Annotated in this window: 11 protein-coding genes; 6 read left to right on the top strand and 5 right to left on the bottom strand. The window is 59.0% G+C overall.

Features of this window, described 5'->3' with window-relative positions:
- The first annotated feature begins 265 nt into the window (after nucleotides 1-265).
- Complete coding sequence (locus B9Q17_RS00920; protein WP_058342412.1) at nucleotides 266-1,495, top strand: DUF445 domain-containing protein; 1,230 nt, start codon at nucleotides 266-268, stop codon at nucleotides 1,493-1,495.
- Here B9Q17_RS00920 and B9Q17_RS00915 read toward each other — a convergent pair.
- Nucleotides 1,488-2,786: a YihY/virulence factor BrkB family protein gene (locus B9Q17_RS00915; protein WP_094623735.1), complete on the bottom strand. Its 1,299-nt coding sequence runs from the start codon at nucleotides 2,784-2,786 to the stop codon at nucleotides 1,488-1,490. The genes B9Q17_RS00920 and B9Q17_RS00915 overlap by 8 nt on opposite strands.
- A gap of 212 nt (nucleotides 2,787-2,998) precedes the next feature.
- Here B9Q17_RS00915 and B9Q17_RS00910 point away from each other — a divergent pair, with 212 nt between their 5' ends.
- A complete protein-coding gene (locus B9Q17_RS00910) occupies nucleotides 2,999-4,264 on the top strand; it encodes an OmpP1/FadL family transporter (RefSeq protein ID WP_094623734.1) in 1,266 nt (421 codons plus the stop codon).
- Here the strand turns inward: B9Q17_RS00910 and B9Q17_RS00905 are convergent.
- Complete coding sequence (locus B9Q17_RS00905) at nucleotides 4,255-5,193, bottom strand: D-2-hydroxyacid dehydrogenase (RefSeq protein ID WP_094623733.1); 939 nt, start codon at nucleotides 5,191-5,193, stop codon at nucleotides 4,255-4,257. The two genes, B9Q17_RS00910 and B9Q17_RS00905, sit on opposite strands and share 10 nt — an antisense overlap.
- Before the next feature lie 74 nt (nucleotides 5,194-5,267).
- Here B9Q17_RS00905 and tmpT point away from each other — a divergent pair, with 74 nt between their 5' ends.
- The 4 genes from tmpT to B9Q17_RS00885 all read left to right on the top strand — a co-directional run bounded on the left by tmpT (nucleotide 5,268) and on the right by B9Q17_RS00885 (nucleotide 11,132).
- The gene (tmpT, locus tag B9Q17_RS00900; protein WP_094623732.1) at nucleotides 5,268-5,927 is read left to right on the top strand and encodes a thiopurine S-methyltransferase; all 660 of its coding nucleotides are present in this window, start codon (nucleotides 5,268-5,270) and stop codon (nucleotides 5,925-5,927) included.
- 404 nt (nucleotides 5,928-6,331) lie between these two features.
- Nucleotides 6,332-8,254, top strand: coding sequence for a PrkA family serine protein kinase (locus B9Q17_RS00895; protein ID WP_022987887.1), 1,923 nt, complete (start codon nucleotides 6,332-6,334; stop codon nucleotides 8,252-8,254).
- 20 nt (nucleotides 8,255-8,274) lie between these two features.
- Nucleotides 8,275-9,570 carry a YeaH/YhbH family protein gene (locus B9Q17_RS00890; protein ID WP_094623731.1) on the top strand — a complete coding sequence of 432 codons (1,296 nt, stop codon included), beginning with the start codon at nucleotides 8,275-8,277 and terminating at the stop codon, nucleotides 9,568-9,570.
- Nucleotides 9,567-11,132, top strand: coding sequence for a SpoVR family protein (locus tag B9Q17_RS00885; RefSeq protein ID WP_094623730.1), 1,566 nt, complete (start codon nucleotides 9,567-9,569; stop codon nucleotides 11,130-11,132). Before B9Q17_RS00890 ends, B9Q17_RS00885 begins: the two co-directional genes overlap by 4 nt.
- On the opposite strand, the gene B9Q17_RS00880 is transcribed toward B9Q17_RS00885, so the two are convergent.
- Genes B9Q17_RS00880 through B9Q17_RS00870 form a run of 3 tightly spaced genes read right to left on the bottom strand, consistent with a single transcriptional unit; the run spans nucleotide 11,129 to nucleotide 13,517 of the window.
- Nucleotides 11,129-12,460 carry a sensor histidine kinase gene (locus tag B9Q17_RS00880; protein ID WP_094623729.1) on the bottom strand — a complete coding sequence of 444 codons (1,332 nt, stop codon included), beginning with the start codon at nucleotides 12,458-12,460 and terminating at the stop codon, nucleotides 11,129-11,131. The genes B9Q17_RS00885 and B9Q17_RS00880 overlap by 4 nt on opposite strands.
- Complete coding sequence (locus tag B9Q17_RS00875) at nucleotides 12,460-13,131, bottom strand: winged helix-turn-helix domain-containing protein (protein ID WP_094623728.1); 672 nt, start codon at nucleotides 13,129-13,131, stop codon at nucleotides 12,460-12,462. Before B9Q17_RS00875 ends, B9Q17_RS00880 begins: the two co-directional genes overlap by 1 nt.
- Complete coding sequence (locus B9Q17_RS00870) at nucleotides 13,128-13,517, bottom strand: PepSY domain-containing protein (protein ID WP_244177274.1); 390 nt, start codon at nucleotides 13,515-13,517, stop codon at nucleotides 13,128-13,130. Before B9Q17_RS00870 ends, B9Q17_RS00875 begins: the two co-directional genes overlap by 4 nt.
- Nucleotides 13,518-13,646 lie beyond the last annotated feature (129 nt).

The following is a 13,646-nucleotide window of genomic DNA, read 5'->3' as shown; positions in this document are numbered from 1 at the left end:
GTAACGTGATGCAGTGGCGGTTCAGTCATTGACAGATTCCGCTGTCACCAACATGATCCGTGTCTGACAATTGCAGCAAGACGCTCTGCCCATGATGGGCGGCAGTGCGAGAGGGGTTTTCCAGAAATTTGCGGAGCCATGGATGGCGGAGCAGAAGCGCCACATGGATGTGCCGCAAGGAGCGTTTTCTGGAAAACCCCTCTCGCACTGCCGCTTGCACCCAGGACAGAACCAACCGAATCAGAACAAAACCAGCGAGTACCGGATGACCAGCCTACTTACCAACCCGGAATTCTGGCAATACCTAAGCATCCCAGTGATCGCAGCCCTCATCGGCTGGAGCACCAACTGGCTCGCCATCAAAATGACCTTCTACCCCCTGGAGTTCATCGGCAAACCACCCCTGCTCGGCTGGCAAGGCATCATCCCCTCCAAGGCCCGGAAAATGGCCGCCATCAGCGTAGATGCCACCATCTCCAAAATCGGCACCGTACAGGAAATCTTCGAACAGATTGACCCCAAGGTACTGGCCGCCCACATCATCTACACCGTCGACCCCAGGGTGGAAGAATATGTCGACGAACTCATGCTCAAAGAGTACCCCACCTTCTGGGAAAACCTGCCCGCCTCCGCCCGCAAAATGGTCTACGACCGGGTGCGCAAATCCACCCCGCAACTGGTCGACAACCTGGTAGAAGACGTATCCGACAACATCGAAGACCTGCTCGACATCAAAGGCATGGTCATCGAACGGCTCGCCAGCGACAAACAGCTGCTCAACCGCATTTTCCTGGAGTGTGGCGACGTAGAATTCCGCTTTATCATCAACTCCGGCATGTACTTCGGCTTTCTGTTCGGCCTTATACAAATGGCAGTCTGGTACCTCTATCCCGCTATCTGGGTGCTGCCACTGTTCGGCCTGCTGGTGGGTTGGGCCACCAACTGGATTGCCCTGAACGTCATCTTCCGGCCCCTGAGGGAACACAAGGTCGGGCCCCTGAAAATCCAGGGCCTGTTCCTGAAGCGCCAGCCGGAAGTGGCCGAGTCGTTCTGCCATATCGTGACCCACGAAATCCTCACCGTTGGCAACATCATCAACGCCATCATGGAAGGTCCGAAAGGCGACCGTGCCCGCAACATGGTGAAGAAACACATCAAGCCGCTGGTGGACGAAACTGCCGGTATGGGCAAGGCCCTCACCCAGATGGCGTTCGGCCCGACCGGCTTTGCCACCCTGAAGAACCAGGTAGGCGAAAAGGCTATCGAAATCTCCCAGACCTCCTTCAACAACCCGGTGTTCGAGAAAGACCGGGCCCGGGCCGTGGAGTCGATCATGGTAGAGCGCATGATTGCGCTGTCGTCAGAAGAGTTTCAGGACCTGCTGCGGCCCTGTTTCCAGGAGGACGAGATCAAGCTCATCCTGGTAGGTGCCTTCCTTGGCTTTGCCGCCGGCGTGTGCCAGCTGGTGTTCGTATTCGGCGAAGCGCTTATCTGAGCAGCTCCGAAAAACTGACATCTTCACGGCCGGACGAAAGCTCCAGCAACCGCTCCGGCATGGATTGCACCGGCAAGCGCTCCACAACCCGGTCTTCATCCCGGCGCACCGCCTGCAGCACGTTACCCACGGTGATCAAGTCCAGCGCCCGCCCGGGCACCAGCTGATCACCGTTGCGCCCGGCCAGGCTCAGCAGGCCGGCGCGAATCAGCTTGTCACTGATATTCCGGGTAATTTCCCCCGGCACATGCATCTGGTATTCCAGTGATTCCTGTTGCGGCGCCGGCTCACCCCGGCTGAACGGCCGGGCCACCATCCACATCAAGGCCAGTGCCACCCGCTCTTGCAGCTCCGGTGCCAGCTGCACTTCACGGCGCTTCGCCACCGAGCCCGGGTTCTGCATGTAGTACGACAAACTGGCACCGAGCAGCAGGATCATCCAGTTCAGGTAAATCCAGATCAGCAGGATAATCCCCACCGCAAAGCCGGAGTAGATGGCCGCATACTTGGTAGAACCCGCCACAAAGGACGCGAAAATCATACCCGCCGCCTGCCAGGACACACCGGCAATCAGGCCCGCCAGGAAGGCGTAGCGAAATTTCACCCGGGTGTTGGGGATAAAGATATAAACAAAGGTGAACGCCGCCACCACCAGGAAGAACGGGGTAAAGCGGCTGATTGCCACAAACAGCGAACCGAACGGCTCAACCGCCATCAGGGTCTGCATCATGTCGGACGAAAACACCGTGGCAGTAGCGCCAATAGCCGACACCATCAGCAAGGGGCCCACCATAATCACGCTCAGGTAGTTGCTGAAGCGCTGGGCCATGGAGCGCATTTCCGGCACCCGCCAGATCATGTTGAAGGAGCGCTCCACCTTCTGCACCAGCGAGATCACCGTGTACACCAGCAAGCCGAGGCCCACGGAACCCAAAACCCCCACCTTGATGTTATCCACAAAGCCAAGGATCCGTTCCGCCATCTCGATCCCCTGAGGGCCCATGGGCTGGAAGAACTGGTAAAGGAAGGGCTCCATCTTCTGGTGCACCCCCAGCGCCTTGAGCACGGAAAAGCTCAGGGCCAGCAAAGGCACAATACTCAGCAGCGTGGTGTACACCAGGCTCATGGCGTGCAGGGTGAGCTGGCCACTGAGTACATCCCGGATCAGCGCGTACAGCGAACGCCCGGTTTTGTACAGCCAGGTCCAGGGCCACTTCTGGGGCGGATTGGGGTTGGCAAGAATCCAGTCTTCAGCGGCCTGTAGCCGGTCTTTCAATTGAATGGAAGCCACGCAAGTTCCTGTTTGTCAGTCTTTTCTACAGCTTATCAGCCAAGGGGCAGTAAACAAGCCAAATCACCCATCAATCAAGCAACGGGATGCAACCCCATGGCATGCAAAAACAATATAACCATATCAAGTTTTGTTACTTCCACTTATAACCGGATTAGCGTAGAACGACGCTCCCAAAGAACTGATTCATTTATAACCACAGGGTTTGATCAATGCGCTTGTCCCGGATTCTTGCCACCACCGCCCTTATTGCCGCAGCACCGTCTGCCGCACTGGCCACCAACGGCTACTTCAGCCACGGCTACGGTACCAAGAACGCCGGAATGGCAGGCGCAGGAACCGCGCTGGCCCAGGACAGCATTGCCGCAGCCACCAACCCGGCTGGTATGGCGTTTGTGGGCAGCCGCGTGGACGGCGGGCTGGAGGTGTTTTCTCCGCGTAGGCGTTATGGCGTAGAAGGTGGCGCTCCGAATATTCCCGGCAAAACCTTCTACCTGGCCCCCGGAACCGTGCAAAGCGAAAACGACGCCTTCCTGATTCCTCATTTCGGTTATAACCGGGCCCTGGGCAACGGCCACAGCCTTGGCCTGTCGGTCTTTGCCAACGGTGGTATGAACACAGAGTACAGCGGCGAGAATGGCGGCACCTTTGGTGCAGGCAAAACCGGCGTCAACCTAGAGCAGTTCTTTATTGCACCTACCTGGTCCTGGGAATTCACCGACGGCCAGGCACTGGGCATTTCACCTCTGATTGCCTACCAGCGCTTTGAAGCCAAAGGCCTAAAGGCATTTGGCGACCTGGAATTATCCTCAAACCCGAATGCCCTGACCAACAACGGCACCGACGAAGCCTGGGGCTACGGCCTGCAGATCGGCTGGCAGGGTAAATTGACGGATACCCTCCGGGCCGGCCTGAGCTGGCGCACCATCCTGGAAATGGAAGAGTTCAACAAATACGAAGGCCTGTTTGCCGAACAGGGCGGCTTCGACATTCCCCAGATGTTCAACGCCGGCATCGCCTGGTCCGGACTTGAAAACCACTGGCTGCTGCTGGATGTTCAGCACATCCGCTACAGCGAGATCAACAGCATTGGCAACCCGATGATGCCGAACCTGAAGCAGGCTGGTCTGGGTGATGACCAGGGTGCAGGCTTCGGCTGGGACGACATGACCATCGTCAAACTCGGCTGGCAGTGGCAGCAAAGCAACGAACAAACCTGGCGTGCCGGTGTCAGTTACGGCGAGCAGCCTATTCCGGACGAAGAAGTGCTGTTCAATATCCTGGCGCCGGGCGTCCAGGAATGGCACTTCACCGGCGGCTTCACCCACCGGTTCAGCGAAGCTCTGGAAGTCTCGGGCATGGCGTTCTACTCACCGCGCAAAACCGTCCGTGGCGAAAACCCCATGGGCCCCGGCCAGCACATCGAGCTGAGCATGAGCCAGGTGGGTGCGTCCTTCAGCGTCGGCTATCAGTTCTGAACCGACGCCAGGTTCCTTGCAGTAATCCCCACAATCCGCTGACGGGCCTCACGGCTGGCCCAGGCGGAGTGGGGCGTCACAACCAGGTTGGGAATATCCTCCGCCAGCAGCGGGTTGCCGTTCCGGGGCGGCTCTTCAGTCAGCACGTCAAAGCCGGCACCGGCAATCTCGCCGCTTCTTAACGCGTCCGCCAGCGCCTCCTCGTTTACCAGGCCGCCACGGCTGGTATTGATCAGCAAGGCCGTTGGCTTCATCAGGCGCAATTCCCGCTCACCAATCATATTCCGCGTTTCATCCGTCAGCAGGCAGTGCAGCGACAACACATCCGCCTGCGCCAGCAGCTCATCCAGCGCAATGCGCGGGTAACCATCCACCTCCCCCGGCGCCTGCCCCGGTCGGCAGCCCAGCACAATGTTCATACCAAAGGCCTTCGCCCGTTCGGCCACACCCTGCCCCAGATCGCCATAACCGACAATTCCCAGAGTCTTGCCTTCCAGCTCCATAATCGGATGATCCATCAGGCAGAACATATCGCTCTTGCCCCAGGTGCCATTACGGGCATCCCGGTTGTAATCCAGCAGCCGCGTGGCCAGCGCCAGAATCAGCGCCATGGTGTGCTGGGCCACCGTGGAACGGCCGTAGTTGGTCACATTCATCACCTGAATGCCGTGTTCCTTTGCTGCCGGCAGATCAATGTTATTCAGCCCCGTAGCCACCACCGCAATGGTTTTAAGCTCCGGACAGGCCTCGAAATGCTCCCGGCCCAGCACCACCTTGTTCACCAGTACCGTATCAAAACCCCGAATCCGCTCCAGCACCTGCTCCGGCGACGTCCGCTCAAAACAGGTCAAACCGCCGGTCACCTGCTCAATCGGCGCCAGGTCCACATCGCTGCCCAGGGTAGTGCTATCCAGAAAGACTGCTTTCATACTTTTCTCCCGACTCAAGAACAGCACAGATTAAGGTAGACTGGGTAAAACGAGCAAATTCAGGGAGACCCACCATGGAACACGAATTCTGGCACGAGCGCTGGGAAAAGAGCCAAATCGGCTTCCACGAAGGCACCGTCAACCAGTATCTGCATGACCACTGGCCGGAACTGGCCGGTAAAGGTATAGACGCCGTCTTCGTTCCCCTGTGCGGCAAAGCCCACGACATGTGGTGGCTCCACGACCGCGGCCACCCCGTCATCGGCGTGGAACTCAGCGACATCGCCTGCAAAGACTTCTTCGAAGAAGCCCGCGAAAAAGCCATGGTCCACCCCGGCGAACCCTTCACCACCTTCAAACACGACGACCTGCAACTCTGGTGCGGCGACTTCTTCCAACTCGTCCCGGAAGACCTAAAACACATCCGCCTGGTCTACGACCGCGCAGCCCTCATCGCCCTGCCCCCGGAAATGCGCAAAGGCTACGTAGACCACCTCACCGCCATCATCCCCGACGGCACCAGAATCCTGCTGATCACCCTCGACTACGACAGCAACGAAATGAAAGGCCCTCCCTTCAACGTCAGCGACGAAGAAGTCTTCAAACTCTACGGCGAAGACTACGAAATCAACCACGTACTAAAACGTGACATGGCCCACGACAACCCCTTCGCCAAAAGAAGAGGCCTGAGAAACGGCGCCGCAGAAAGCGTCTTCACCCTCAAAAAGAAATAAGCTTTTACCACCCATAAAACAGGGAAGCCCCAAAAGGCGGCCCCACCGGGCCCCGCTCGACGTATACCGGGGCCGGATTTTTTGGGGCAAATCTGGATGTCTGAGCGCAGCGAGTTGCAGTTTGCCCCAAAAAATCCGGCCCCGGTGTACGTCAGCCCCCCAAGCCCCAGGGTTGAAACCCGCCATACCACAATTTAATGAACCGAACATGACCCCCACCTGTCCAACCCCGCAACTGTGAACTAAGCTCAAAACAAGCAGGCCGGAACGCACCGGACAACGTATACCTGCCAGAACCAACCCATTTAATTCAGCGCCAGACACACCGCCCGGAACGGCGGCGAAACAAAAACGGGGACATTGCGTGACGCTATAACAGACAAGAGAAAAGCGAGGGGCCATCTATGACCATTCTGCAGCACTTCAAAGACCGGTATGCCCAGACTCAGGAGGAAGAGTATTCCCTTGAGGAATACCTGGCAATCTGCAAACAGGACCCGACAGCATACGCCACCGCAGCCGAGCGGATGCTGATCGCCATCGGCGAACCCGAACTCATCGATACCTCCCGTGACTCTCGACTGTCACGCATCTTCTCCAACAAAGTCATCAAGCGATACCCGGAATTCGATGAGTTTTACGGCATGGAAGAAGCCGTGGAAAACATCGTGTCCTTCTTCCGCCACGCCGCCCAGGGCCTGGAGGAAAAGAAACAGATCCTGTACCTGCTCGGCCCCGTTGGCGGCGGCAAATCCTCCCTGGCCGAGAAACTCAAAGCCCTGATGCAGAAAGTACCCTTCTACGCCATCAAGGGTTCGCCGGTGAACGAAAGCCCGCTGGGCCTGTTTGACCCGGCCGAGGATGGCCCGATCCTGGAAGAAGAGTACGGCATCCCCGGCCGCTACCTGAAGAACATCATGTCGCCCTGGGCAGTCAAACGCCTGCACGAATTCGGCGGCGACATCAGCCAGTTCCGGGTGGTCAAACGCTATCCCTCGGTGCTCGACCAGATTGCCGTTTCCAAAACCGAGCCCGGCGACGACAACAACCAGGACATCTCCGCCCTGGTGGGCAAGGTCAACATCCGCATGCTGGAAGACTTCTCCCAGGACGACCCGGACGCCTACAGCTTCAGCGGCGGCCTGTGCAAGGCCAATCAGGGGTTGATGGAGTTTGTGGAAATGTTCAAGGCGCCGATCAAGGTGCTGCATCCGTTACTGACCGCCACCCAGGAAGGCAACTACAACACCACCGAAGGTATGGGCTCGGTGCCGTTTGACGGCGTTATCCTGGCCCACTCCAACGAATCCGAGTGGCAGACCTTCCGCAACAACAAGCACAACGAAGCATTCCTGGACCGGGTGTACATCGTCAAGGTGCCCTACTGTGTGCGGGTAAGCGAAGAGATCGAGATCTACCGCAAGCTGCTGAAGAACAGCTCCCTGGCAGGTGCGCCCTGCGCCCCGGACACGCTGGACATGCTCGCGCAGTTCTCCGTGCTGTCCCGCATCAAGGAGCCGGAAAACTCCAGCATCTTCTCCAAGATGAAGGTGTACGACGGCCAGAGCATCAAAGACACCGACCCCAAAGCCAAGTCCATCCAAGAGTACCGGGATGCGGCCGGGGTGATGGAAGGCATGGATGGCTTGTCTACCCGTTTCGCGTTCAAGATCCTGTCCAAGGTCTTCAACTTCGACACCACCGAAGTGGCAGCCAACCCGGTGCACCTGCTGTACGTACTGGAAAAACAGATCGAGCAGGAACAGTACCCGCCGGAGATTCAGGAAAAGTACCTGCGCTTCATCAAGGAATACCTGGCGCCCCACTACGTGCAGTTTATCGGCAAGGAAATCCAGACCGCCTACCTGGAAAGCTACAGCGAATACGGGCAGAACCTGTTCGACCGCTACGTGACCTATGCCGACCTGTGGATTCAGGACCAGGAATTCCGGGACCCGGAAACCGGCGAAATCCTGGACCGGGCCTCCATCAACGACGAACTGGAGAAGATCGAGAAACCGGCCGGCATTTCCAACCCGAAGGATTTCCGCAACGAAGTGGTCAACTTTGTCCTGCGGGCCCGGGCCAACAACCAGGGCCAGAACCCGAGCTGGCTCAGCTACGAGAAGCTGCGCAGCGTGATCGAGAAGAAGATGTTCTCGAACACCGAAGACCTGCTGCCGGTGATTTCCTTCAATCCGAAAGCTAGCCAGGAAGACCAGAAGAAGCACAAACAGTTTGTGGAACGCATGGTCGAACGTGGGTACACCGAGAAACAGGTCCGCTTGCTCGCCGAGTGGTATCTGCGTGTACGTAAGTCCCATTAACGGCCAGCGGGAGCAGACCCATGGGTATGACCCACATTGTCGACCGGCGCCTGAACGGCAAGAACAAGAGCGCAGTGAACCGGGAACGGTTCCTGCGCCGGTACCGGCACCACATCAAGAAAGCGGTGTCGGATGCCGTTCAGAAGCGCTCCATTACCGATATCGAGCGGGGCGAGAAAGTCAGCATTCCGACCCGCGACATTGAAGAACCTATCTTCCACCATGGCCAGGGCGGCCGACAGGAAGTAGTGCACCCCGGAAACCAGGAATGGGTAGCTGGAGACACCATCCCCAAACCCGACGGCGGAGGTGGGCAAGGCCAGGGCCAGGGCAAAGCCAGCCCCGATGGCGAAGGCATGGACGAGTTCGCTTTTCAGATCACCCAGGAAGAGTTTCTCGACTTCCTGTTTGACGATCTGGAGCTGCCCAACCTGGTCCGCAAAAAGCTCAAGGACACCGAAGCGTTCAGTTACGTGCGCTCCGGCTTCACCACCCAGGGCGTCCCCGCCAAACTGGATGTGGTGCGTTCGTTAAGGGGGGCCCATGCCCGACGCCTGGGCCTGGGCGGCGCCCGCAAGAAGAAAATCCGGGGTCTAGAAGCCCAGCTGGCCGCGCTAAAATCGGCTCCTGAGGAACTGGATCCGGCCTTCAGCCACGCTGACCAGATCAACGTACTTGAGGAGGAGATCGCCCGCCTGAAAGCCAACGTGCGGCGCATTCCGTTTATTGATGAAATCGACCTGCGCTACCGGCAGCACGTGAAGCAGCCCAAACCGGCCACCAGTGCGGTGATGTTCTGCCTGATGGACGTGTCCGGCTCGATGACCCAGATGCACAAGGACATCGCCAAGCGCTTCTTTATCCTGCTGTATCTGTTCCTGAAGAAGAACTACAAGAAAATCGATGTGGTGTTTATCCGGCACCACACCAGCGCCAAAGAGGTCGATGAAGAAGAGTTCTTCTACAGCCGGGAAACCGGCGGCACCATTGTCTCCAGCGCCCTGAAACTGATGCACCGGATCATTGACGCCCGCTACTCCCCGGCGGAATGGAACATCTACGCCGCCCAGGCCTCAGACGGCGACAACTGGAACGACGACTCCCCGGTGTGCAGCAAACTGCTCTCGGAGCGTATTCTGCCGCTGGTGCAGTACTACTCCTACATCGAGATCACCCCCCAGGACCACCAGATGCTCTGGTATGAGTACGAGAAAATCCTGGCGCAGTTCCCGCAAAGTTTTGCCATGCAGCAGATTGCAGACCCTGCTGACATTTATCCGGTATTCCGACAGTTGTTCGAGAGGAAAGCGGCATGAGCAGCCTGATTGATCGCCCGAACGCACCGGAGAGCGAACAACCCGAGGCAGGAACACCTATTTCCACCGGCTCGGAGTGGACCTTTGAGCTGATCCAGAAGTACGACGAAGAAATTGCCCAATGCGCCGCCGAGTTCGGTCTGGACACCTACCCGAACCAGATTGAAGTGATTACCGCCGAGCAGATGATGGACGCCTACAGCTCTGTGGGCATGCCGGTGGGTTATCACCACTGGTCGTTCGGCAAGCAGTTTCTGCAAACCTCCAAGGGCTACCAGCGGGGCCAGATGGGCCTGGCCTACGAGATTGTGATCAACTCCAACCCCTGCATCGCCTACCTGATGGAGGAGAACACCCTGCCCATGCAGGCACTAGTGATTGCCCACGCCAGTTACGGCCACAACTCCTTCTTCAAGGGCAACTACCTGTTCCGCACCTGGACCGATGCCAGTGCCATCATCGATTACCTGGTGTTCGCCCGCAACTATGTGTCGGAGTGTGAGGAGCGCTACGGCGTGGATGCCGTGGAAGAAATTCTCGACTCCTGCCATGCCCTGATGAACTACGGCGTTGACCGCTACAAGCGCCCGGCCCCGATTTCAGCCGCAGAGGAAGCCCGCCGGCAGAAGGAGCGGGAAGAATACGAGCAGCGGCGCATCAACGATCTGTGGCGAACCATACCGAAAGCCTACGAGGATGAAGACACCGTTCACCGCCGGCCCCGTTACCCGGCAGAGCCCCAGGAGAACCTGCTGTACTTCATCGAGAAGAACGCGCCACTGCTGGAGACCTGGCAGCGGGAGCTGGTGCGCATCGTGCGCAAGCTGGCCCAGTACTTTTATCCCCAGCGCCAGACCCAGGTGATGAACGAGGGTTGGGCTACCTTCTGGCATTACACCCTGCTGCACCGGATGTATGAGAAAGGCCTGGTCACCGACGGCTTTATGCTGGAATTCCTGCAAAGCCACACGGCGGTGGTGTACCAGCCGCCGTTCAACAGCCCCTGGTATTCCGGCATCAATCCTTACACCCTGGGCTTTTCCATTTTCACCGACCTGCGGCGGATCTGCGAGAACCCCACCGATGAAGACCGCGAATGGTTCCCGGACATCGCCGGCAAAGACTGGCTGGAAACCGTGCATTTCGCCATGCGTAACTTCAAGGACGAGAGTTTTATCCAGCAGTTCCTGTCGCCCAAGGTGATGCGCGATCTCAAACTCTTCGCGATCGAAAACGACGACCAGGAAGACCACTACACCGTCACCGCCATTCACGACGACCCGGGCTACCGGGTTCTCCGGGAAAAGCTGGCCCGCCAGTACAACCTCAGTTACCGGGAACCGAACATACAGGTGTGGAATGTGGATGTGCGCGGCGACCGCTCACTAACCCTGCATCACATCCCGGTGGACCGGGTGCCGCTGGGGCAGGAAACCGACGAAGTACTCCGGCACGTGCACCGGTTGTGGGGGTTTGATGTACACCTGGAAAGCGTGGATGAGGGCAGAATCGTAGCGGCGCATCACTGCCCTCCCCGTAACGACGACGCCGCCGACGACTAAACCGGGAAACTGGCCTTGGCCCGCAACCCGCCCAGTGGCGAGGGGCCAAGGTTCAGGCTGCCGCCGTAGAGCTCCACCAGCTCCTTCACAATCGCCAGGCCAAGGCCGGAGCCGGAGCGGCTTTCATCCAGCCGGGCGCCCCGGGTAAGGGCCTGTTCAATGTCGTCGGCCGACAAGCCCGGACCATCGTCCTCGATCACCAGTTCCAATCCTTCCACACCAAGCCGGGCAGAGAAACTTACCCGTTTTTCGGCCCAGTTGATGGCATTTTCCAGAAGGTTACCGGCAATTTCCTGGAGATCCTGCTGTTCAAAGCGGACCATGCCGGAACCGTTGATATGCGGATCAAGAACCAGCCCCCGACGCCCGGCGAGTGTATCCAGGGCGGACAGTACCGGCTCCAGCGCTTCAGCCAGGTCCACACCGGCCAATGCCGCCGGCCCGGCGGCGGAAGCCCTGGCCAGGTGATGGCGCACGGCGTCGTCAATGCGGGCCAGCTCGGTACGGAACGCGGTTCTTTGCTCATCCGGCAATTTGTCACTCAGGGTGGTCAGCACCGATACCGGCGTTTTCAGCGCATGGGCCAGGTTACCGGCGGCGGTGCGGCCCCGGTCAATCAGCACCTGGTCGCGCTGAAGCACCTGGTTCATGGCATCCGCCAGCTTTGCCAGTTCATCCGGCAGGTCCGTAGTCAGGGAACGGGCCCGGCCCGCTTCCATGGCGCGCAGATCCTGCTCAAGCCGCCGTAATGGAGCCAGCCCCCAGCGAATCTGAAGGCCTATCATCAATAACAGCAAGACCCCCAGGGTGGTCAGCGATATCGACAGCAACCGGTTAAACCGCGACACCTGGGTATCCACTTCCGACAGGTCAGCCGCAACAGACACCGACAACCAGCCATCAAAGGCCGGTAACTGAACATCCCGCTCTACCAGGCGGAGCCTCTGCTCCCGCGGCCCCGGAACGTCCACCCAGTCCGGCCCGCGGCCACTGACCTGGGGCAAGCGCTGATCCCACAACGAACGGGAAGTGATAACCTGGCCGCTGTTATCGTTTACCTGCCAGTACCATCCGGAGTACGCCCGCTCAAAGCGGGGATCACCCAGCTGCGAACCCGGGGTCAGTTCACCGGTTTGCGGGTCGAATTCGATGCCGGCAATCACTACGTTCAGGAAGGACAGCAGACGCTCGTCGAAGGACTGGCTCACGGTCTGCCGGACATTCCAGGCCAGCAGGGCACCCGCCAGGGGTAAGATAACCAGCACCAGAACCAGCGCGGACACCAGCATTCGAACCGCCACAGGCCAACGGCGCAGGCGCGTGAGCATCAGGCCGGTTCCCCGCCACCACGCATCCGGTAACCCTGCCCGCGTACGGTTTCGATGACATCGGCACCGAGTTTGCGCCGTAACCGGCTCACCTGCACATCGATCACATTGGAATCCGGCTCCTGGTCGCCGTCATAGACATGCTCGGACAACTCGGTTCGGGAAACAATTCTGGGTGCCGCATGGATCAGGCGCGACAACAGCCGGAACTCCTGGGCTGTCAGAGACACCGGCATGCCGGAACGGGTAACCTGCCCTGCGTGGGTATCAAGCGCTATGTCGCCCACGGTAATCACCGGGTGGGCATGGCCATGGGCCCGGCGCACAAGGGCCCGCAGGCGGAACAGGATTTCGGCGGTTTCAAAGGGTTTGGTGACATAGTCATCGGCACCGGCGGAAAAACCGGCCGCTTTGTCAGACCACCGTTCCCGGGCGGTCAGAATCAATACCGGCAAATCAATGCCCCGTGCCCGCCAGCCGGCCAACCACTGGCTACCGTTACCATCGGGCAAGCCGAGATCGAGCACCACCGCATCGTAGCGCTCGGTACTCACCAGGAAATCTGCGCTGCGGCCGTCCCCGGCCACTTCCACCAGCAACCCGGCTTCGCGCAGGGCACCAGCCAGGCCTTGTGCCAGTGCGGTATCGTCTTCAACCAGGAGAATCTTCATCGTCGCTCCATGCCCCGGATATTCCGACCCTCAACCTCCAGAACCTCGCCAGTCCGGGCGTTCACCTCAAACTCCACCACCTGCCCCTGGGGGCCCAGCAGTTCGATCTCATAAATAATCTCGCCGTCGTCTTTCTCGATATCCACATCAATCACATCCCCGACCCAGTCCCGGGCCAGGCTGTCGAGAATCTCGCTCAGGGGTTTGATGCGGCCGGCTTCCACCTCATGGTGCAGGCGACGCCAGTCATCGTCGGCGCAGGCGACCTGCGCAAAGGGCAGGGCACCCGCGACAAGCAGCGCCAGCAGGAACGCCCGAACCACCCGGCGGGAAAACCGGTCTGCGGGCAATAAGGGTGGAGAAAAACGGTCTTTGTCCATGCTCATTATGGTGACAAAAGTCAGATGAACGAATCATGAATGAGCCTATCACGATGCTGAAAGCCCTGCCCCGTTAATCTGGCCCCAGGCTGGTAGCCAACAGGGCAGAACCGGCAGGTTTCAAAACACAGAGAA

The sequence above is a fragment of the Marinobacter vinifirmus genome (genome assembly GCF_002258215.1).
GTDB lineage: Bacteria > Pseudomonadota > Gammaproteobacteria > Pseudomonadales > Oleiphilaceae > Marinobacter > Marinobacter vinifirmus.
The sequence above is the reverse complement of the archived record's forward strand: the minus strand, read 5'-3'. Positions and strand labels throughout refer to the sequence as shown.

Coding starts and splice junctions, on each gene's coding strand:
- B9Q17_RS00920 (WP_058342412.1), top strand. CDS start 266: ATGACCAGCCTACTTACCAACCCGGAATTCTGGCAATACCTAAGCATC.
- B9Q17_RS00910 (WP_094623734.1), top strand. CDS start 2,999: ATGCGCTTGTCCCGGATTCTTGCCACCACCGCCCTTATTGCCGCAGCA.
- B9Q17_RS00905 (WP_094623733.1), bottom strand. CDS start 5,193: ATGAAAGCAGTCTTTCTGGATAGCACTACCCTGGGCAGCGATGTGGAC.
- tmpT (WP_094623732.1), top strand. CDS start 5,268: ATGGAACACGAATTCTGGCACGAGCGCTGGGAAAAGAGCCAAATCGGC.
- B9Q17_RS00895 (WP_022987887.1), top strand. CDS start 6,332: ATGACCATTCTGCAGCACTTCAAAGACCGGTATGCCCAGACTCAGGAG.
- B9Q17_RS00890 (WP_094623731.1), top strand. CDS start 8,275: ATGGGTATGACCCACATTGTCGACCGGCGCCTGAACGGCAAGAACAAG.
- B9Q17_RS00885 (WP_094623730.1), top strand. CDS start 9,567: ATGAGCAGCCTGATTGATCGCCCGAACGCACCGGAGAGCGAACAACCC.
- B9Q17_RS00880 (WP_094623729.1), bottom strand. CDS start 12,460: ATGCTCACGCGCCTGCGCCGTTGGCCTGTGGCGGTTCGAATGCTGGTG.
- B9Q17_RS00875 (WP_094623728.1), bottom strand. CDS start 13,131: ATGAAGATTCTCCTGGTTGAAGACGATACCGCACTGGCACAAGGCCTG.
- B9Q17_RS00870 (WP_244177274.1), bottom strand. CDS start 13,517: ATGAGCATGGACAAAGACCGTTTTTCTCCACCCTTATTGCCCGCAGAC.